Below are 14,216 nucleotides of genomic sequence, written 5' to 3'. Positions count from 1 at the left end.
GCACCGTTCTATCCCACTCGGGCGATGATCGCTTCGGCGAGGGCATCTGGTGACTGCTCGGGGATCCAGTGCCCGGCGTCTGCGAGTTCGACGAATCGGTAGTCGGCATCGACGAAGTCGCCGCAGGCCTCGGCGCCCGCGCGTCCGATCGCCTGGTCGAGTGCGCCCCACACGAACGTCGTGGGCACCTGGACGGGTGGTGTCTCGGCCAGCTCCGGGCCCATCGCGCGGTACCAATTGAGGGCGGCCGTGAGGGCACCGGGCTCAGCCAGGTGCGCGACGTAGCGAACGACCAGTCCGATGGGCACCGCGTCGCTGTACATCGCGGTCAGCCGCAGGCCGGCGTCCGCGAGCAGGAGATCCTCGGCCTTGCCTGCTTGCCGGAAGAGTTGGATATACGACGCCCGCTCCTGTTGATCGGGATCATCGCGCAGGGCCGCGTTGTACGCCGCCAGGTGCGGAACCGACACGGCCGTCAAGGTGCGGACGCGCTCGGGGTGCCGGCCCGCCACGACCCATGCGACTGCGCTGCCCCAGTCATGCCCCACCAGGTGGAATGAGTCGATGCCCAGTGCATCGGCGATCCCGATGACATCGCCGGCCAGGAGATCTGTGCGGTACGCCTCGACCTCGAGAGGACGCGCGCGGGGGGAGTAGCCACGTTGGTCCGGGGCGATGACCCGCAGGCCCGCGTGGTCGAGCCGGTGCGCGACGCTCGACCACGAGAGCGAGGTCTGCGGAAAGCCGTGCAGGACAATGACCGGCTCGCCGTCCTCGGGCCCGGTGGTCCGCACGTCGAATGTCAGGTCACCGACGGTGACCGGGTGGCTGGAATCGAAACTCATCGGGATCCTCCGCGCTTGTGGACGGCTCTCATTCGAATGTATCCCCGAGGCGGGCAACGGCCTCGCGGTCGAGGATTGCCGCAGCCCGAGGATCGGGGGCAGATCCGCCGCGATCGTGTGGTTGCCACCACCGGTCAGCGTCGTTGCGCGGCTTCTCGCGGTACGAGTCGATCGCATCGGCGAGTAGCTGTTCCATCACATTATGAAGGCGGGCCGAGAGCTCATCGACGGTCTCGCCGTCAGCGGCCCGCAGGGGGGCGCCGATCCTGATCGAGACCGGAATCCGTCGTCGCAGCGACCGGTGTCCGTCGACGGTGTAGATGCGGTGGCCGCCCCAGACGACCACCGGAATCAGCGGTACCCCACGGTTGACGGCGAGACCTGCGGCGCCGCGCTTGAACGGTTTGAGCAGCCACGAGCGGCTGATCGTGGCTTCGGGGAAAACGCCGACAGCTTCTCCGGCGTCCAACAGTCGGAGGCCTTGGCGGTAAGCCCGTGCCCCCGATCGCCGTTCGACCGGAATATGACGCATCGCGCTCACCAGGCGGCCGACAACGGGGATCTCGAAGACCTGGGACTTGGTCATGAATCGGATCAGCCGTCCTCGCGGACGGGCCGCGTAGCCGATGAACGTGAAGTCGAGGAAGCCGATGTGGTTGCCGGCGATGACCGCCGGTCCATCAGTAGGGATGAACTCCGCGCCGCGAACGTCGAACCGATAGCCCATGACACGGTAGATGGCCCCGAAGAGTCGTACCGCGAGGCGGTATGTCCGATCGTGTCCTGGCACATCGTCCACCCTATGTTGGGCGGGCGATGTGTGCGATTACCGCGGCAGTCGAGGCCAGCAGTCGGTGCGAACGGTCGGATCGAAGCCGGGCCCGGCCGTCACGGTCCGCTTCTCGCGAGCCACGATCGCGGTCGTCAGGAAGAAGATCGCCAGGATGTACAGCGTCATGATCGCAAGCGAGGTGCCCACGCCGTCGTCGATACGGCCGGCTTCGTTCAAGGCGATGATCCCATCGGAGATCAAGAACATCACGCCGCCGACGCCTGCACGCGTGTCAGTCGCCAGGGCGGTGGCGGCGGTGCCGAGCAACAGCAGTGCGTAGATCGGGACGAGCGGCTTGAGACCGGGTTCGAGGCCGCCCCAGGCCCAGGAGATCAGTGCGACCCCGGCGAGGACTCCGACGATGATGATCCACGGCTTGCGTTTGAGTGGCTCAAGCGCCCCGCGCTGCACGAAGAAGGTGATGAAGCAGATGTGCCCGATCGCGAACGCGGCCATGCCGACGGTGAACAGATCGTCGAACTCCAAAAACAGGTCGCCGAAGAAACAACCGACCAGGGCCGCGATGAGCAGCCGAGGGCCGCTCTGCTCGATGACCCAGGCAATCAGCAGCGGAGCCAGTAAACACTTGGAAATGCTCTGGTAAGGCTGAACATCAATGCCAATGAGGAACAGATGAACAACGGCCACGACACCGAATGCGATGAGCCAGGGACTCTTGACGGCGGACATCCGGTTACCGTACCGCTCACCCAAGATCTCGGCGGTTTTATGCCGAAACTGACCTCGGATCGACCCAGGAGCGCCGAGATCTTGACCGAAGCGATTCGAGGGGAAGGGCGGCGTCGGACGCCCCGTTAAGATAAGACAATGATGTTCCGGCTCGCCGCCCTGACCAGCCGATGGACGACAGCGATGCCGATCGGCGCGTTGATCGTTTTTGCACTTGCTTGGCAACGAGAACTCTCGTGGGCCGGGGTCACTCTCGTGGGTGTCTTTTTGTGCGGAGCGGTCCTCGCGGCCGTGCATCACGCGGAGGTCATCGCCCACAAGGTCGGTGAGCCCTACGGATCGCTGATACTCGCAGTCGCGGTCACCGTCATCGAGGTGGCGCTGATCGTCACTTTGGTCACGACCGGCGCGAAGGGCAGTGAGACTCTGGCCCGGGACACAGTGTTCGCGGCGATCATGATCACGTGCAATGGCATCGTCGGTATCTCGTTGATCGCGGCGACCCGCAGGCGTCAGATCGCCCATTTCAGTGCCGAGGGCACCGGCAGCGCTCTCGCCGCGGTGGGAACGATTGCGACGCTCTGCCTGGTCCTGCCGAGTTTCACGCAGGGCAAGCCCGGCCCGGAATTCACCCCCAGCCAATTGGCGTTCGCAGCGGTGGCCTCGCTCGCCCTGTATCTGCTGTTCGTCGGAATGCAGACCGTGCGTCATCGCGACTACTTCCTGCCACGCACGAGCACCGGTGAGATCAAGGAAGAGGAGGAGCACGCCGATCCGCCGACGACCAAACAGGCGTACATCAGCCTCGCCTTCTTGTTCGTCGCGCTCGTCGCGGTGGTCGGCAATGCCAAGAACGTGTCGAAATCGATCGAGCGTGGCGTCGATGCCGCAGGCATGCCGCAGGCCGTCGTCGGTGTCATCATCGCGCTGCTGATCCTCGCGCCGGAGACGATTGCCGCGGTCAACGCCGCCAACCGCAAGCGGGTGCAGATCAGTCTCAATCTGGCCTACGGCTCGGCGATGGCCAGTATCGGCTTGACGATCCCGGTCATCGCGGTCGCGCAGATCTGGCTCGACGGTCCGCTTCTGCTGGGCCTCGGGGAGACCGAGCTCGTGCTACTGGCCCTGACCTTGATCACGAGTGCGCTGACAGTGGTTCCGGGGCGGGCGACCCTGCTGCAAGGCGGCATTCACCTGGCGATACTCGGCGCGTTCCTGTTCCTGGCCGCCAGTCCGTAGGGCCTAGACGCGCTTGCGGGCGTGCTTGCGCTCGTACATCCGGGCATCCGCCTGCGCGAATGCCTTGACGAGATTGGTGTCACCCGGACCGGTCGAAGCGAAGCCCAATGAGGCCTGGACTCCGCTTGCGGCCAAGGAGTCCACGAACCGGCCGAAGTGCTCCGCGAGGTCGGCGACGGCGACGTTATTGGACAGGATCGCGAACTCGTCACCGCCGTATCGCGCGATGCGATCGACGGGCTCCTCGACGGCTGACAGCGCAGCTCCCGCGCGTCTCAGCAGTTCGTCACCCGCCTGGTGTCCCCAAGAGTCGTTGACTGTCTTGAGACCGTCGAGGTCGATCATCGCGACCGCGACCAGATCGCCGTAGGAGTCGACACGCTTCTGGGCGTCGCCGACCAAGAGGTCCCAGCCGCGTCGGTTGACCAGGCCGGTCAGGGCGTCGGTGTGGGCCAGGGCATCGGTGATCTCGACATTGCGGCGGTCACGGTCTGCGGCACGGGCCATCGCCAGTTGGGACGACAGCAGATCGCCCATCAGCTGGACCAGGTCTGCATCGATCGCATCGATCCCGCTGAGCGGTTTGCGACCTACTCCGCACAGGACGCCGAAGGTCGTGCCGTCATCGTCGGAGATCGGCGATCCGGCGTAGGAACGCACCTCGAGGGCGTCGGGCAGATCGGAATAGTCGGGGTCCTGTTGCGAGTCGGCGACAACACGTGCCGCGCCGAGCATCATGCGGTTGCAGAACGTCCGTGGCCACGGCACGCGAGCGCCGACGTGGAGCAGCTCGCCCGGGTGGACGTGCACATGAACCTGTTCGCCGCCGGCCACTCGCGACACCGACCAGTCGGTGATCGGAGTGTGCTGGTTCAGATAGTCGACGATGCGTTGGGCCGACGCCGTGAACAGATCGGCACCGGTGACGGCTTCACGTGTGTCCACGATGCGATGGCAGTTCGCTCAGGCGCACAGCGAGTCGCTGGCGGTGCGTGTTGTGGCCGTGACGGGCTTGGGCGTCGCAGGGGTGATGCCGTCTTGGATGCGGTCGGCGCCGATGATCAGCCAGACACCGGTCATGCCCGTGGGCTGTTCGGCGATCTCGGCCTTGAGGCCGAAGTCTTTGTTGAGCTTCTTGGCGGTCGCGAGCGCCTCAGGTGTCGGGTCGACGAAGATGCGGGTCGTCGCGGACGGCTTCTGCGCATCGGCAAGGCTCGAAACCGTGTAGTCGAGATCGGCCAGGGCCGACTGCGCCGTCGTGGCCAGGCCGGGCGTCCGCGCGGCGTTCAAGATCTTGACCGGCGCGGTCGCCTTGCTCGACGATGTGCTCGCGTCATTGCTCTTGACCGGGACAGCCTTGTCCTTGGCGATGGCTTCGAAGATCGTGTCGGCATCGGCGGTCTTGACGACCCGGTTCGGATCGGTGGGCGCGGCTCCGTTGGGCATCGTGATGAAGCGGATGTCCTTGTCCTCGACGGCCCTGGCCCGCTTGGCCAGACCGGTCAGCTTGGGGATCGAAGAGATGCCGTCATCGACCGTGATCGACGATGTCAGGGCGTTGAGGAACTTGAGCAGCCGGTCGGGCCGGGTCAGCACGTCGGCACTACGGGCGCGGCTGATGATCGACGACATCACGACCTGTTGGTGGCCGAGTCGGCCGATATCGCTGCCGTCGCCCACCGCGTGCCGGGTACGGGCGAGGGCAAGCGCGTCCTTGCCCTTGAGCTTCTGCTTGCCCGGTGGCAGATTGAGCTTCGCGTCGGCATCGACCATGGCCTCATTGAGGCAGACATTGACGCCGCCCAGGGCGTTGACCATCGAGGCGAAGCCCTCGAAATCGAGCTGCACGAAGTGATCGATGCGAACGTTGCTGAGTGCTTCGACGGCGCGCACCGAGCAGGCAGGCCCGCCTGCGAGCGCATTGTTGATCATCTGGTTCGTGCCGCCGGCGAATGAGCCGCTCCCGGTGTCCTTACAGGCGGGGAGATCGGTCAGGGTGTCGCGGGGGATCTGCACGGCGTCGACCCGGGTGTTGCCTTTGCTGAAGTGCACCAGCATGAGTGCATCGCTGCGCTGGGTGCCGGTGCCCTTGCCGTACTCCGAGGTCTTCAGATCGCGGGAGTCCGAGCCGATGAACAAGATGTTCGTGGCACCTTTGGGAGTGTCGTCCTTGACGATCGACTCCGGCAACGGCGCGGAATCGATGTTCGCGTTGAGTTTCATGTAGATCGTGCCGCCGGCGATGGCGATCACCAGCAGGAAGATGCCTGCGCCGATCCCGATGCCGCGCCACATGCGGCGAGGCTTACGACGACGCCGATGCGTGGTCGTGGGGACAGGACTGCTCAAGGTTTCTCCTGCGTCAAGTGGGCCGACGGTAACCGGCAGAACTTACAGAATACGAGTCCGACCTGAGAACGTGATGTGAACGGGACGTGACCTTGCCCGCATTCGCAGGGTATCTGTGGATTCAGACAACCAGTTGCGGACGCGTCGTGCCGAGCCAGGCAGCGAGCCACCGCGCCGTGACGACGGCCGCGACGGTCTGCGCGGCAAGCAACCCGGCCAGGACGAGCAGTTGTACCTGGGCGGCCTCGGCAGGGGACGCACCGCCGAGCAGGAGGCCCACGAATGCGCCCGGGAGTGTCACCAGGCCGGCGCTGCGTGTTTGGTCCAGGCCTGGAATTAGTGCCCGCGACGCTGCGAGGCGTCCGACATCTGCGACCGCCTGCCGCGGGCTCGCCCCGAGGGAAAGCCATGCCTCGATCTGGCCCCAGTCACGGGCGACGTCGTCGCGCATCCGGGAGCCGGTCAGCGATACCGCCGTCATCGTGCCACCGATGATCTGTGCGGTGAACGGCACAACGGTCTCTGCTCGAAGCGGGAGAGCCCCACTTGCAAGAACCGGCCCGATCGCGCATCCGGCTCCCAGCACGATGGCCAGCCCGATCATCGGTGCCAGCCGGGGTCCGCAGCCGATTCGACGTGCTGAGGTCACGGTCGCGGCGGTGACCATGACTCCGAGATACAGCATCAGGTATTCGGGATGTCGGAAGATCCAGGCGATGACCAGAGCAACGACGATCAACTGCAGTGCGGCCCGGACGGTCGCGACGACCGCATCCGCGCGGACGCGCACTCCGGCGAGACTTGCCGTGGTCAGCGTGATCGCCAGTAGCGCGACGATCGCGATACCGGTGGGGAGGGGAGCGACATTGCTCATGTGTGCAGTCTGGGCCCAACAGCTTGCGGGTGGTAATTTGGCGCGGTGAGTTCTCCCGAAGCATCCAGAGTCGGGCTACCGGCCTTCCGGTAGTCCGAGATGCTGATGCGTTGACACCGACCGGTTGAGACGACTCCACAGCAGCGCTGTAGCTGCGTGATGTGCATCCGAAGTACGGAAGTGCCGTTCGAGCGCCCTTTCCCGATTTCTCACTTCGGAGCACATTCTCATGCCCGCTTTGCTGTATCTCCTTGCCGTAGCCGTCTTCGCCCAGGGAACTTCGGAGTTCCTGCTCGCTGGACTTCTGCCAGGCATTTCATCAGACCTTGCCGTGACGATCCCGCAGGCAGGCCTGCTCACGTCGGCGTTCGCCGTCGGCATGGTGGTCGGCGCGCCTCTCATGGCCGCGCTCGGCCGCAACCTCCCACCCCGTTGGACGCTGACCGGTTTCCTGGCGTTGTTCATCGCGATGCACCTCGTCGGCGCGTTGACCGATGACTTCGCCGTATTGCTCGCAACGCGCGTGGTCTCGGCCCTGGCCAACGCCGGATTCCTCGCGGTCACCTTCTCCACTGTCACCTCGATCGTCGCCCCGGAACGGCGGACGCGAGCTCTCGCGGTCGTCCTCGGTGGGACGACCGCTGCCCTGATCGTGGGCGTCCCTGCTGGCGCATTGGTCGGGTCCCTGTGGAGTTGGCGCATCGCGTTGGCTGCCATCGTGGTGATCTCTTTGCCGGCTCTCGTCGCGGTGTCGGTCGCTACTCCCGCCACGATCGGCGAGGGTGAAGGTGCCCGTGCGCTGGGGAGTCTCGGTTCTGAGCTGCGGACTCTGCTGAATCCGCTTCTCCAGCTCGTGCTGCTGTTGGCGGTCCTGATCAATGCAGCGACGTTCTGTACGTTCACGTACCTCGCACCGATCGTGACCGACGATGCGGGACTCGAAGAATGGGCGGTTCCGGTGGTGCTGGCGCTGTTCGGTGTGGGCGCGTTCATCGGCGTGGCCGCCGCCGGACGCCTCGCCGATCGCTATGGCGATCAGCTGTTGGCGGGGGGTGCTGCTGCTCTCTTGATCGGCTGGATCGGATTGGCGTTGATAGCCACGTCTCCGGTTGCCTTGTGTGTTCTCGTGTTCGTCCAAGGTGGGTTGTCATTCGCGGTGGGCAGCACCCTGATCGGCCGAGTCATGACGATCGCCCGGGATGCGCCGACCATGGGAGGTTCCTTCACCACCGTGGCGCTGAATCTCGGTGCGATAGTCGGCCCGGTCCTCGGAGGTATCGCGTTCGGAGCCTATGGCGCGCAGGGCCCGGTCTTCGTCAGCGCGGGACTCGTCCTCGTCGTCCTCGCGATCTGGGCGCTGCACCTGATGTTGCCGCGGTCTGGCCGGATCTCGATCCGGTCAGACCGCGGGTCAACTCAGGATGCTTCGTAGCCGGCGCTGACTATCGCGGCGCGGATGGCGATGTCGTCGAAGTCTCCGGCGACGGTGACCGTCCGCGTCGCGATGTCGACGTCCGTCCCGCTGACCCCGGGGACTAGGTCGATTGCGGCGGTCACTTTTCCTGCACAACCTCCGCAGGTCATTCCCTGGATGGTGTAGCTATCGGTATTGCTCATGATCTGGTTCCTTTCAAAGCGGTGTGGGGCTTGGTCGACTAGTTGTTCGACTGAGTCGAAGAGGGGCTGCGGAGAAGAGCCGCCGCGGCGATGACGCCGATGACTGCGATGATTGCGGCGCCGAGGAACGCGGCCGAGAAGCCGTTGGTCAGGGCCTCCGGATCGCCGAGGCTGTCTGCCCCATGAGCAGCGGCAACAGCCGTCATGATGGCCAGGCCGATAGCCGAACCGATCTGGTAGCTGGTGTTGACGATGCCCGAAGCGAGTCCGCCTTCCTCAGGTCGCGCGGACGAGATCGCGGTGCCGAGCGTCGGAATGAACGCGAGGGACATTCCGAGTGCAGCGAGTAGCGACGCTGGTAGGACGTCGACGGCGAAGGATCCGTCCGGGCGGGCGAACGACAGCCAGAACATGCCGGCGGCGAGCAGAGCGAGTCCGGCGATGGTCATGTTCTTCGGTCCGAACCGGGCCATGGCACGCGGTGCGAGGACGACCATGCCGAGCATCGTGATGACCGTCATCGGTACAAGCGCCGCGCCACTGGGGAATGCCGAGTAGCCGAGGACCTGCTGCAGATACAGGTTGAGGAAGAACCACATCGGGATCCACGCTCCGCCGAGCAGGAGCTGGGCGAGGTTCGCTCCGCCCAGGTTCGGTGTGCGGAAGATGCCGAGTCGCATCAGGGGGTCGCGGCCATTGGCCTGCAAAGCGAGGAATCCGGCGAGGAGGACCGCAGCGCCGGCCAGGACGAGCCAGGTCTGCGCTGATCCCCAGCCGACCTCTGGAGCCTTGACGATCGCGTAGACGAGTGCGGCCAGACCGCCGGTGACCGTGATTGCGCCGAGGAGGTCGATCTTGCCGCGTGCGGCGCTTCGGCCGCCCGGCATCAGCGCTGGGGTGGCAGCCAAGATGATGACGGCGATCGGGACGTTGATGTAGAACACCCACTCCCAGCTGGCGTACTCCGTGATCAGGCCGCCGAAGAAGACTCCGGCAGTGCCGCCCGCAGGCGCGGCCGCGCCGTAGAGGGCAAGAGCCTTGGTGAGCTCGCGCGGATTGTGGCCGAACAGCATCATCAGCAGCGACAGCGCGGCGGGTGCGATCAGGGCCGCTCCTGCGCCCTGCACGGCTCGACCAATGAGTTCGGTCTCGACGTTGGTGGCGACGCCTGCGGCGATCGATCCGGCGATCAGGATGATCCAGCCGGTGGAGAAGATCCTGCGGGCGCCGAACAGATCCGACAGCTTGCCGCCCAGGAGCAGCAGACCGCCGAAGGCGACAACGTAGGCGTTGAAGACCCAGGACAAGTTCTCCTGGGAGAAGCCCAGTTCGGACTGCATGTCGGGCAGGGCGACCCCGATGATCGAGGTGTCCATGATGACCATGAACTGTGCGGCGGCAATGGCCGCGAGGCCGAGCCACCTACGTGAGGTGGGTGGCGAACTGGTGGTGGTCATTGTGCGGTTCTCCTGACAGATTTCGGGTCGACGGGGAATCAATCGACGCCTTGATTAATACCATGGGGGGGTATAGTATGCAAGACACTACCAGATACCCAAGGGGGGTATCTGTCACCGGTACTGCCGGTGCCGAAGTGAGAAGGACCTCATGCTCGTTCGAACTGGCTACACACTTTCCCTGTCCGATCCGGTTGCCCTCGCAGGCCAAGGCGTCCCGGTGGCCTTCACGATCGACGGTCCAGACGGCTTGCCTGTGACGACATTCGATGTTGCCCACGACAAGCAGCTGCACCTGATCGCCGTGCGGCATGACTTCCACGGCTTCCAGCACGTCCATCCCCGACTGGGAAGCGATGGGACGTGGACGATCGACCTCGATCTCGACCCTGGGCAGTGGCGGCTCTTTGCGGACTTCACCGCAACCGGCGCTGAAGCCCAGACGCTCGACGCCGATCTGTCTGTGGCAGGGACGATCACCCCCAACGAGCCGCTGGCGGAGTCGCGCATAGCCAAGATCGACGACTACGCCGTCACTCTGGACGGCGAGCTGGCTCCCGGAACTCACACGATGCTCACTCTGACGGTGTCGCGCGACGGCCAACCGGTCACCGATCTGCAGCCTTACCTGGCGACCTACGGTCACCTCGTTGCACTACGTGCCGGCGACATGGCCTATCTGCACGTCCACCCGGCAGGGGAGCCGGGCGACGGAACGACTCAGCCGGGGCCGGACATCACCTTCCACACGATGATCCCGGAGGCCGGGACGTACCACCTGTACATGGACTTCAAGCATGACGGAGTCGTCAGGACGGCCCAGTTCGCCGTTACTGCGAGGCCAGCTGACGAGTTCGTCGCAGAGTGAACCGGTAGCGACCGGGCCCCGGGAAAAGAAACAGCCCGACGCCGAGGAGAGCTGTAGCGACCATTCCGTCCAGCAGCCAATGGTTCGCGGTGACAACCACGACGAAAACCGTGATCGCCGCGTGCAGTATTCCGATCAACGCAATCGGGCGTGGTGCCGTGCGCGCGAGGACGACGGCGATCAGAATCGCCCAGCCGATGTGCAGGCTCGGCATGGCCGCGTATTGATTGGCGACGGACGCGCTGGCCCCGGCGTATGCATTCGGGCCGAAGACAGCCATCGTGTCGACGAAGCCCCACTGGGGGAACATCCGCGGCGGCGCCAGTGGGAAGGCGATGTGGATCGCGAGTGCCAGACCGGTCTGGACGATGAGCAGACTGCGGGCCCAGATGTACTCGGCGCGCGGGCGCATGAAGAACCCCCACAACAAGAACACCACGATCAGCGGGAAATGGACCGTGACGTAGTAACGGTTGGCGATCTCATAGATGTCCGGGATGTGCGACACCGCGGCCTGGATGGATGCCTCGGACGGAAGGCGCAAGTAGCGTTCGGTCTGGTGAACCAGCTCGGCGTGGGCGTGTGCGACATCCTCGCGGCCCAGACCGATGAGCCTGCCGAAACGGTAGCCGAGGTAGAGCGCCACGATGATCGCGATCTCGACCAAGGCGCGGCCGAGGTGGCGGAATCGACGCAGGTCGGGACCGGCGGGCATCGTCTGCGCCTCGCGGGTCATGCTTCACATCCTTCGCCGGGACATCCGGCACGGCAGTATGAATTTCCTGCTGAAAGTAGGCCTTGTGGGACTGGAACCCACCACCTGCGGATCAAAGTGAGCCTAACCGATCAGGGCAAATAGTGACAGGGTGGGGCATAGGGCCATCTGCGCGGGAAAGACGGGCTTTGTGCCGCCGCTCGGCGCGTCCGTGTCGCGGCTTCGCTGTCCATGTCAGAGCGAGAAGCAGTCATCATCGTCACCATCGCACTGCTCGTGCCCGCCCTCGCGCCAGGGATGCCCGGGATCCTCGGTGAGATCGCAGAAACGTACTGGCCCACCAGCGCCGGACAAACCTCGTACACGACCACAGGAACCGGACCGCTCCACCCCTTGGCCGGGCTCGCCGTGATGGCGATCTTCACACTCTGGACGACACTCGCCGGCCACCTGACCCTTAAGACGCGTGACGTCTGACGACACATCGTCGCCACGGTGGTACCGGGGAAGAACGTGGTTGCGCGGGGTGGGCCCTGTGGGACTCGAACCCACAACCCACGGATTAAAAGTCCGTTGCTCTACCAATTGAGCTAAAGGCCCGCGACACGGGGGAGTGATCCAGAGGTCTCCTCCACGTCCAGGTGTGAGTATTGCAGAAGTGCCGAACCAGCGCGTTCGGTGGCTCGGGTCGAGCCCACCGACGGACCGGGTCGGGACGGTCGTCCTGCCTCACGGCCTGTCCTGTTGACGCCGTCGTGACAAGTTGTTCTACTACTCGGCATGTCTTCCCTCTCGCCCCGGCTGAATCTACGCACCCGCACAATGGCCGCCGGTGCAGGCGTCTTGGTCGTGTTGGGCGCGCTGACAGCCTGCGGTGGGGGCGGTCCCGATCCCCAAGATGCCGCCGATGAGCTGGCCAAGGCGCTGGAGTCCGGCGATGTGTCGAAGGTGCCGACGACAGCCAGCGGCTCGGCGAACCAGGCTGACCTGGTCCGCATCGTCGAAGGGCTCGGCGACGGCGCCCAGAAGATCACGGTCAAGTCCGTCACGACCAAGGACGACACCGCGACAGTGACGTTGTCGACGAAGCGGACGATCGAGGGCGCGAACTGGGCCTACGAGACGACGGCCTCCTTGGTCAAGGACGAAGACCTGTGGAAAGTCGACTGGAAGCCGTCGGTCGTGGCCGATGTGACTGGCACGGAACGTCTCGACGCGCGTACGGAGGCCGCCGAGCGCGGGGACATCCTCGGCGCCGACGATGAGCGACTCGTGACGAAGCGGCCGGTGGTCCGGGTGGGGATCGACAAGACGCGCGTCGTGCCAGAAGCTGCGGAGTCCTCGGCTGCAGCTCTGGCGAAGCTGCTCGACATCGAGGCCGGCGCTTTCGTCAAACGGGTCAAAGCAGCCGGACCGCAGGCATTCGTCGAGGCACTAGTGCTCCGCGACGGTCCGGATGTCCCCGGTAACGAACAGCTCGACGCGATTCCGGGTGCCGTCGGTATCAACGGCGAACTGCCGCTGGCGCCGACGCGGTCATTCGGCCAACCGTTGCTCGGCGTGGTGGGCGAAGCCACGGCCGAGGCCGTCAAGAACTCGAAGGGCACGTTGAAGGCCGGCGACAAAGTCGGTCTCTCGGGTCTGCAGAAGCGTTATGACACGGCTTTGCGTGGCACCCCAGGCGTGGAGGTCAACGCCGTGGTCGATGACAAGAAGGTTGAGCCGCGGCAGCTGTTCGCGAGCAATCCCGTCGCAGGCAAGGCGCTTCGCACCACGATCGACATCAAGGCTCAAGCGGCCGCCGATGACATCCTCGCCGGGGTGAAGCCGGCGAGCGCCATCGTGGCGATTCGCCCGTCCTCCGGCGAGATACTGGCGCTGTCCAGTGGCCCCGGCGGCAAGGGCAGCGACACGGCGGCTGCTGGTCGCTATGCTCCCGGGTCGACGTTCAAAGTCGTCACGGCCCTCGCCCTGCTCCGCTCGGGAGTGACCCCGGCGACCAAGGTGCCCTGCACTCCTACCGTGACGGTCGACGGACGAACGTTCAAGAACTACTCCGACTACCCGTCGTCAGCGATTGGCAAGATCCCGTTGACTGCCGCGATGGCGAACTCTTGCAACACCGCAATGATCGCCTCGCGTGACAAGGCGCCACAGGCTGAGCTGGTCAATGCGGCTGCCGGGCTGGGGCTTGCACGCGACGTCGACCTGGGCTATCCGGCGTTCCTCGGTTCGGTCCCGGCCATGGCTGAAGGCACCGAGCACGCTGCGTCGATGATCGGGCAGGGCAAGATCGAGGCCTCCCCGCTGGCGATGGCGGTCGTGGCCGCCTCGATCCAGAACGGCAGCCTGGTCGCCCCGATGCTGCTGCCCGAAGTGCCTTTCAAGGATGCGGCATCGCTGGCCAAGCCTGTCCTCGGCGAAGAGGCCACGAGTCTGGGCAAGATGATGCGTTCCGTCGTCACCGAAGGCAGCGGGCGGTTCCTTGAGGACGTGCCGGGCGATCCGGTCGGGGCCAAGACGGGCACGGCTGAGTACGGCGACGAAGTGCCGCCCCGGACGCACGCCTGGATGATCGCGACTCAAGGCGACCTGGCCGTCGCGGTCTTCGTCGAGGACGGCGACTCGGGATCGGCGACCGCCGGTCCGTTGTTGGAGAAATTCCTGCGTGCGGTGCGGTGATCCTCTGACTGGCTCGTGATGCCATGACCTTCCCGCCCAAATGGACAA

14 protein-coding genes and 1 tRNA gene are annotated in these 14,216 nt (G+C 65.2%); 5 read left to right on the top strand and 10 right to left on the bottom strand.

The annotated features are described in order from the left end of the window. Positions 1–8: 8 nt before the first annotated feature. The 3 genes from ACXJKC_RS06250 to ACXJKC_RS06240 are packed head-to-tail and all read right to left on the bottom strand — an operon-like array spanning position 9 to position 2,367. Positions 9–845, bottom strand: a complete 837-nt coding sequence (locus tag ACXJKC_RS06250; RefSeq protein WP_456695822.1) for an alpha/beta fold hydrolase — start codon at positions 843–845, stop codon at positions 9–11. Between the two features lie 28 nt (positions 846–873). Beyond that, the gene (locus ACXJKC_RS06245; protein ID WP_456695821.1) at positions 874–1,635 is read right to left on the bottom strand and encodes a lysophospholipid acyltransferase family protein; all 762 of its coding nucleotides are present in this window, start codon (positions 1,633–1,635) and stop codon (positions 874–876) included. A gap of 36 nt (positions 1,636–1,671) precedes the next feature. Next, the gene (locus ACXJKC_RS06240; protein WP_456695820.1) at positions 1,672–2,367 is read right to left on the bottom strand and encodes a lysoplasmalogenase; all 696 of its coding nucleotides are present in this window, start codon (positions 2,365–2,367) and stop codon (positions 1,672–1,674) included. A 138-nt stretch (positions 2,368–2,505) separates the two neighbouring features. Here ACXJKC_RS06240 and ACXJKC_RS06235 point away from each other — a divergent pair, with 138 nt between their 5' ends. Beyond that, positions 2,506–3,606 carry a calcium:proton antiporter gene (locus tag ACXJKC_RS06235; RefSeq protein ID WP_456695819.1) on the top strand — a complete coding sequence of 367 codons (1,101 nt, stop codon included), beginning with the start codon at positions 2,506–2,508 and terminating at the stop codon, positions 3,604–3,606. Between the two features lie 3 nt (positions 3,607–3,609). On the opposite strand, the gene ACXJKC_RS06230 is transcribed toward ACXJKC_RS06235, so the two are convergent. From ACXJKC_RS06230 to ACXJKC_RS06220, 3 genes are all read right to left on the bottom strand, one after another. Further along, positions 3,610–4,551, bottom strand: coding sequence for a diguanylate cyclase domain-containing protein (locus tag ACXJKC_RS06230; protein WP_456695818.1), 942 nt, complete (start codon positions 4,549–4,551; stop codon positions 3,610–3,612). Between the two features lie 18 nt (positions 4,552–4,569). After that, a complete protein-coding gene (locus ACXJKC_RS06225; RefSeq protein WP_456695817.1) occupies positions 4,570–5,955 on the bottom strand; it encodes an LCP family protein in 1,386 nt (461 codons plus the stop codon). A gap of 121 nt (positions 5,956–6,076) precedes the next feature. Then, positions 6,077–6,829, bottom strand: coding sequence for an ABC transporter permease (locus ACXJKC_RS06220; RefSeq protein WP_456695816.1), 753 nt, complete (start codon positions 6,827–6,829; stop codon positions 6,077–6,079). Between the two features lie 229 nt (positions 6,830–7,058). Between ACXJKC_RS06220 and ACXJKC_RS06215 the strand changes: the two genes are divergently transcribed. Next, positions 7,059–8,261, top strand: coding sequence for a Cmx/CmrA family chloramphenicol efflux MFS transporter (locus ACXJKC_RS06215; RefSeq protein ID WP_456695815.1), 1,203 nt, complete (start codon positions 7,059–7,061; stop codon positions 8,259–8,261). On the opposite strand, the gene ACXJKC_RS06210 is transcribed toward ACXJKC_RS06215, so the two are convergent. Continuing rightward, positions 8,246–8,446, bottom strand: a complete 201-nt coding sequence (locus ACXJKC_RS06210) for a heavy-metal-associated domain-containing protein (RefSeq protein WP_456695814.1) — start codon at positions 8,444–8,446, stop codon at positions 8,246–8,248. The two genes, ACXJKC_RS06215 and ACXJKC_RS06210, sit on opposite strands and share 16 nt — an antisense overlap. Positions 8,447–8,484: 38 nt before the next feature. Then, entirely contained in the window at positions 8,485–9,903 is a 1,419-nt protein-coding gene (locus ACXJKC_RS06205) for an MFS transporter (protein ID WP_456695813.1), read from the bottom strand. A gap of 151 nt (positions 9,904–10,054) precedes the next feature. On the opposite strand from ACXJKC_RS06205, the gene ACXJKC_RS06200 reads away from it, so the two are divergent. Next, complete coding sequence (locus ACXJKC_RS06200) at positions 10,055–10,771, top strand: hypothetical protein (RefSeq protein ID WP_456695812.1); 717 nt, start codon at positions 10,055–10,057, stop codon at positions 10,769–10,771. Here the strand turns inward: ACXJKC_RS06200 and ACXJKC_RS06195 are convergent. Next, positions 10,734–11,507: a phosphatase PAP2 family protein gene (locus tag ACXJKC_RS06195; protein ID WP_456695811.1), complete on the bottom strand. Its 774-nt coding sequence runs from the start codon at positions 11,505–11,507 to the stop codon at positions 10,734–10,736. The genes ACXJKC_RS06200 and ACXJKC_RS06195 overlap by 38 nt on opposite strands. 210 nt (positions 11,508–11,717) lie before the next feature. On the opposite strand from ACXJKC_RS06195, the gene ACXJKC_RS06190 reads away from it, so the two are divergent. After that, on the top strand, positions 11,718–11,963 hold the full coding sequence (locus tag ACXJKC_RS06190; RefSeq protein ID WP_456695810.1) for a hypothetical protein: 246 nt from the start codon (positions 11,718–11,720) through the stop codon (positions 11,961–11,963). A 50-nt stretch (positions 11,964–12,013) separates the two neighbouring features. Here ACXJKC_RS06190 and ACXJKC_RS06185 read toward each other — a convergent pair. Beyond that, positions 12,014–12,086, bottom strand: a tRNA-Lys gene (locus ACXJKC_RS06185). Positions 12,087–12,266: 180 nt separating this feature from the next. Here ACXJKC_RS06185 and ACXJKC_RS06180 point away from each other — a divergent pair. Then, on the top strand, positions 12,267–14,168 hold the full coding sequence (locus ACXJKC_RS06180) for a penicillin-binding transpeptidase domain-containing protein (RefSeq protein WP_456695809.1): 1,902 nt from the start codon (positions 12,267–12,269) through the stop codon (positions 14,166–14,168). Positions 14,169–14,216: the final 48 nt, after the last annotated feature.

It is taken from the genome of Aeromicrobium sp. P5_D10 (assembly GCF_054049535.1).
Note: the sequence above shows the minus strand (reverse complement) of the source record. Positions and strands in the feature narration are given on the sequence as shown.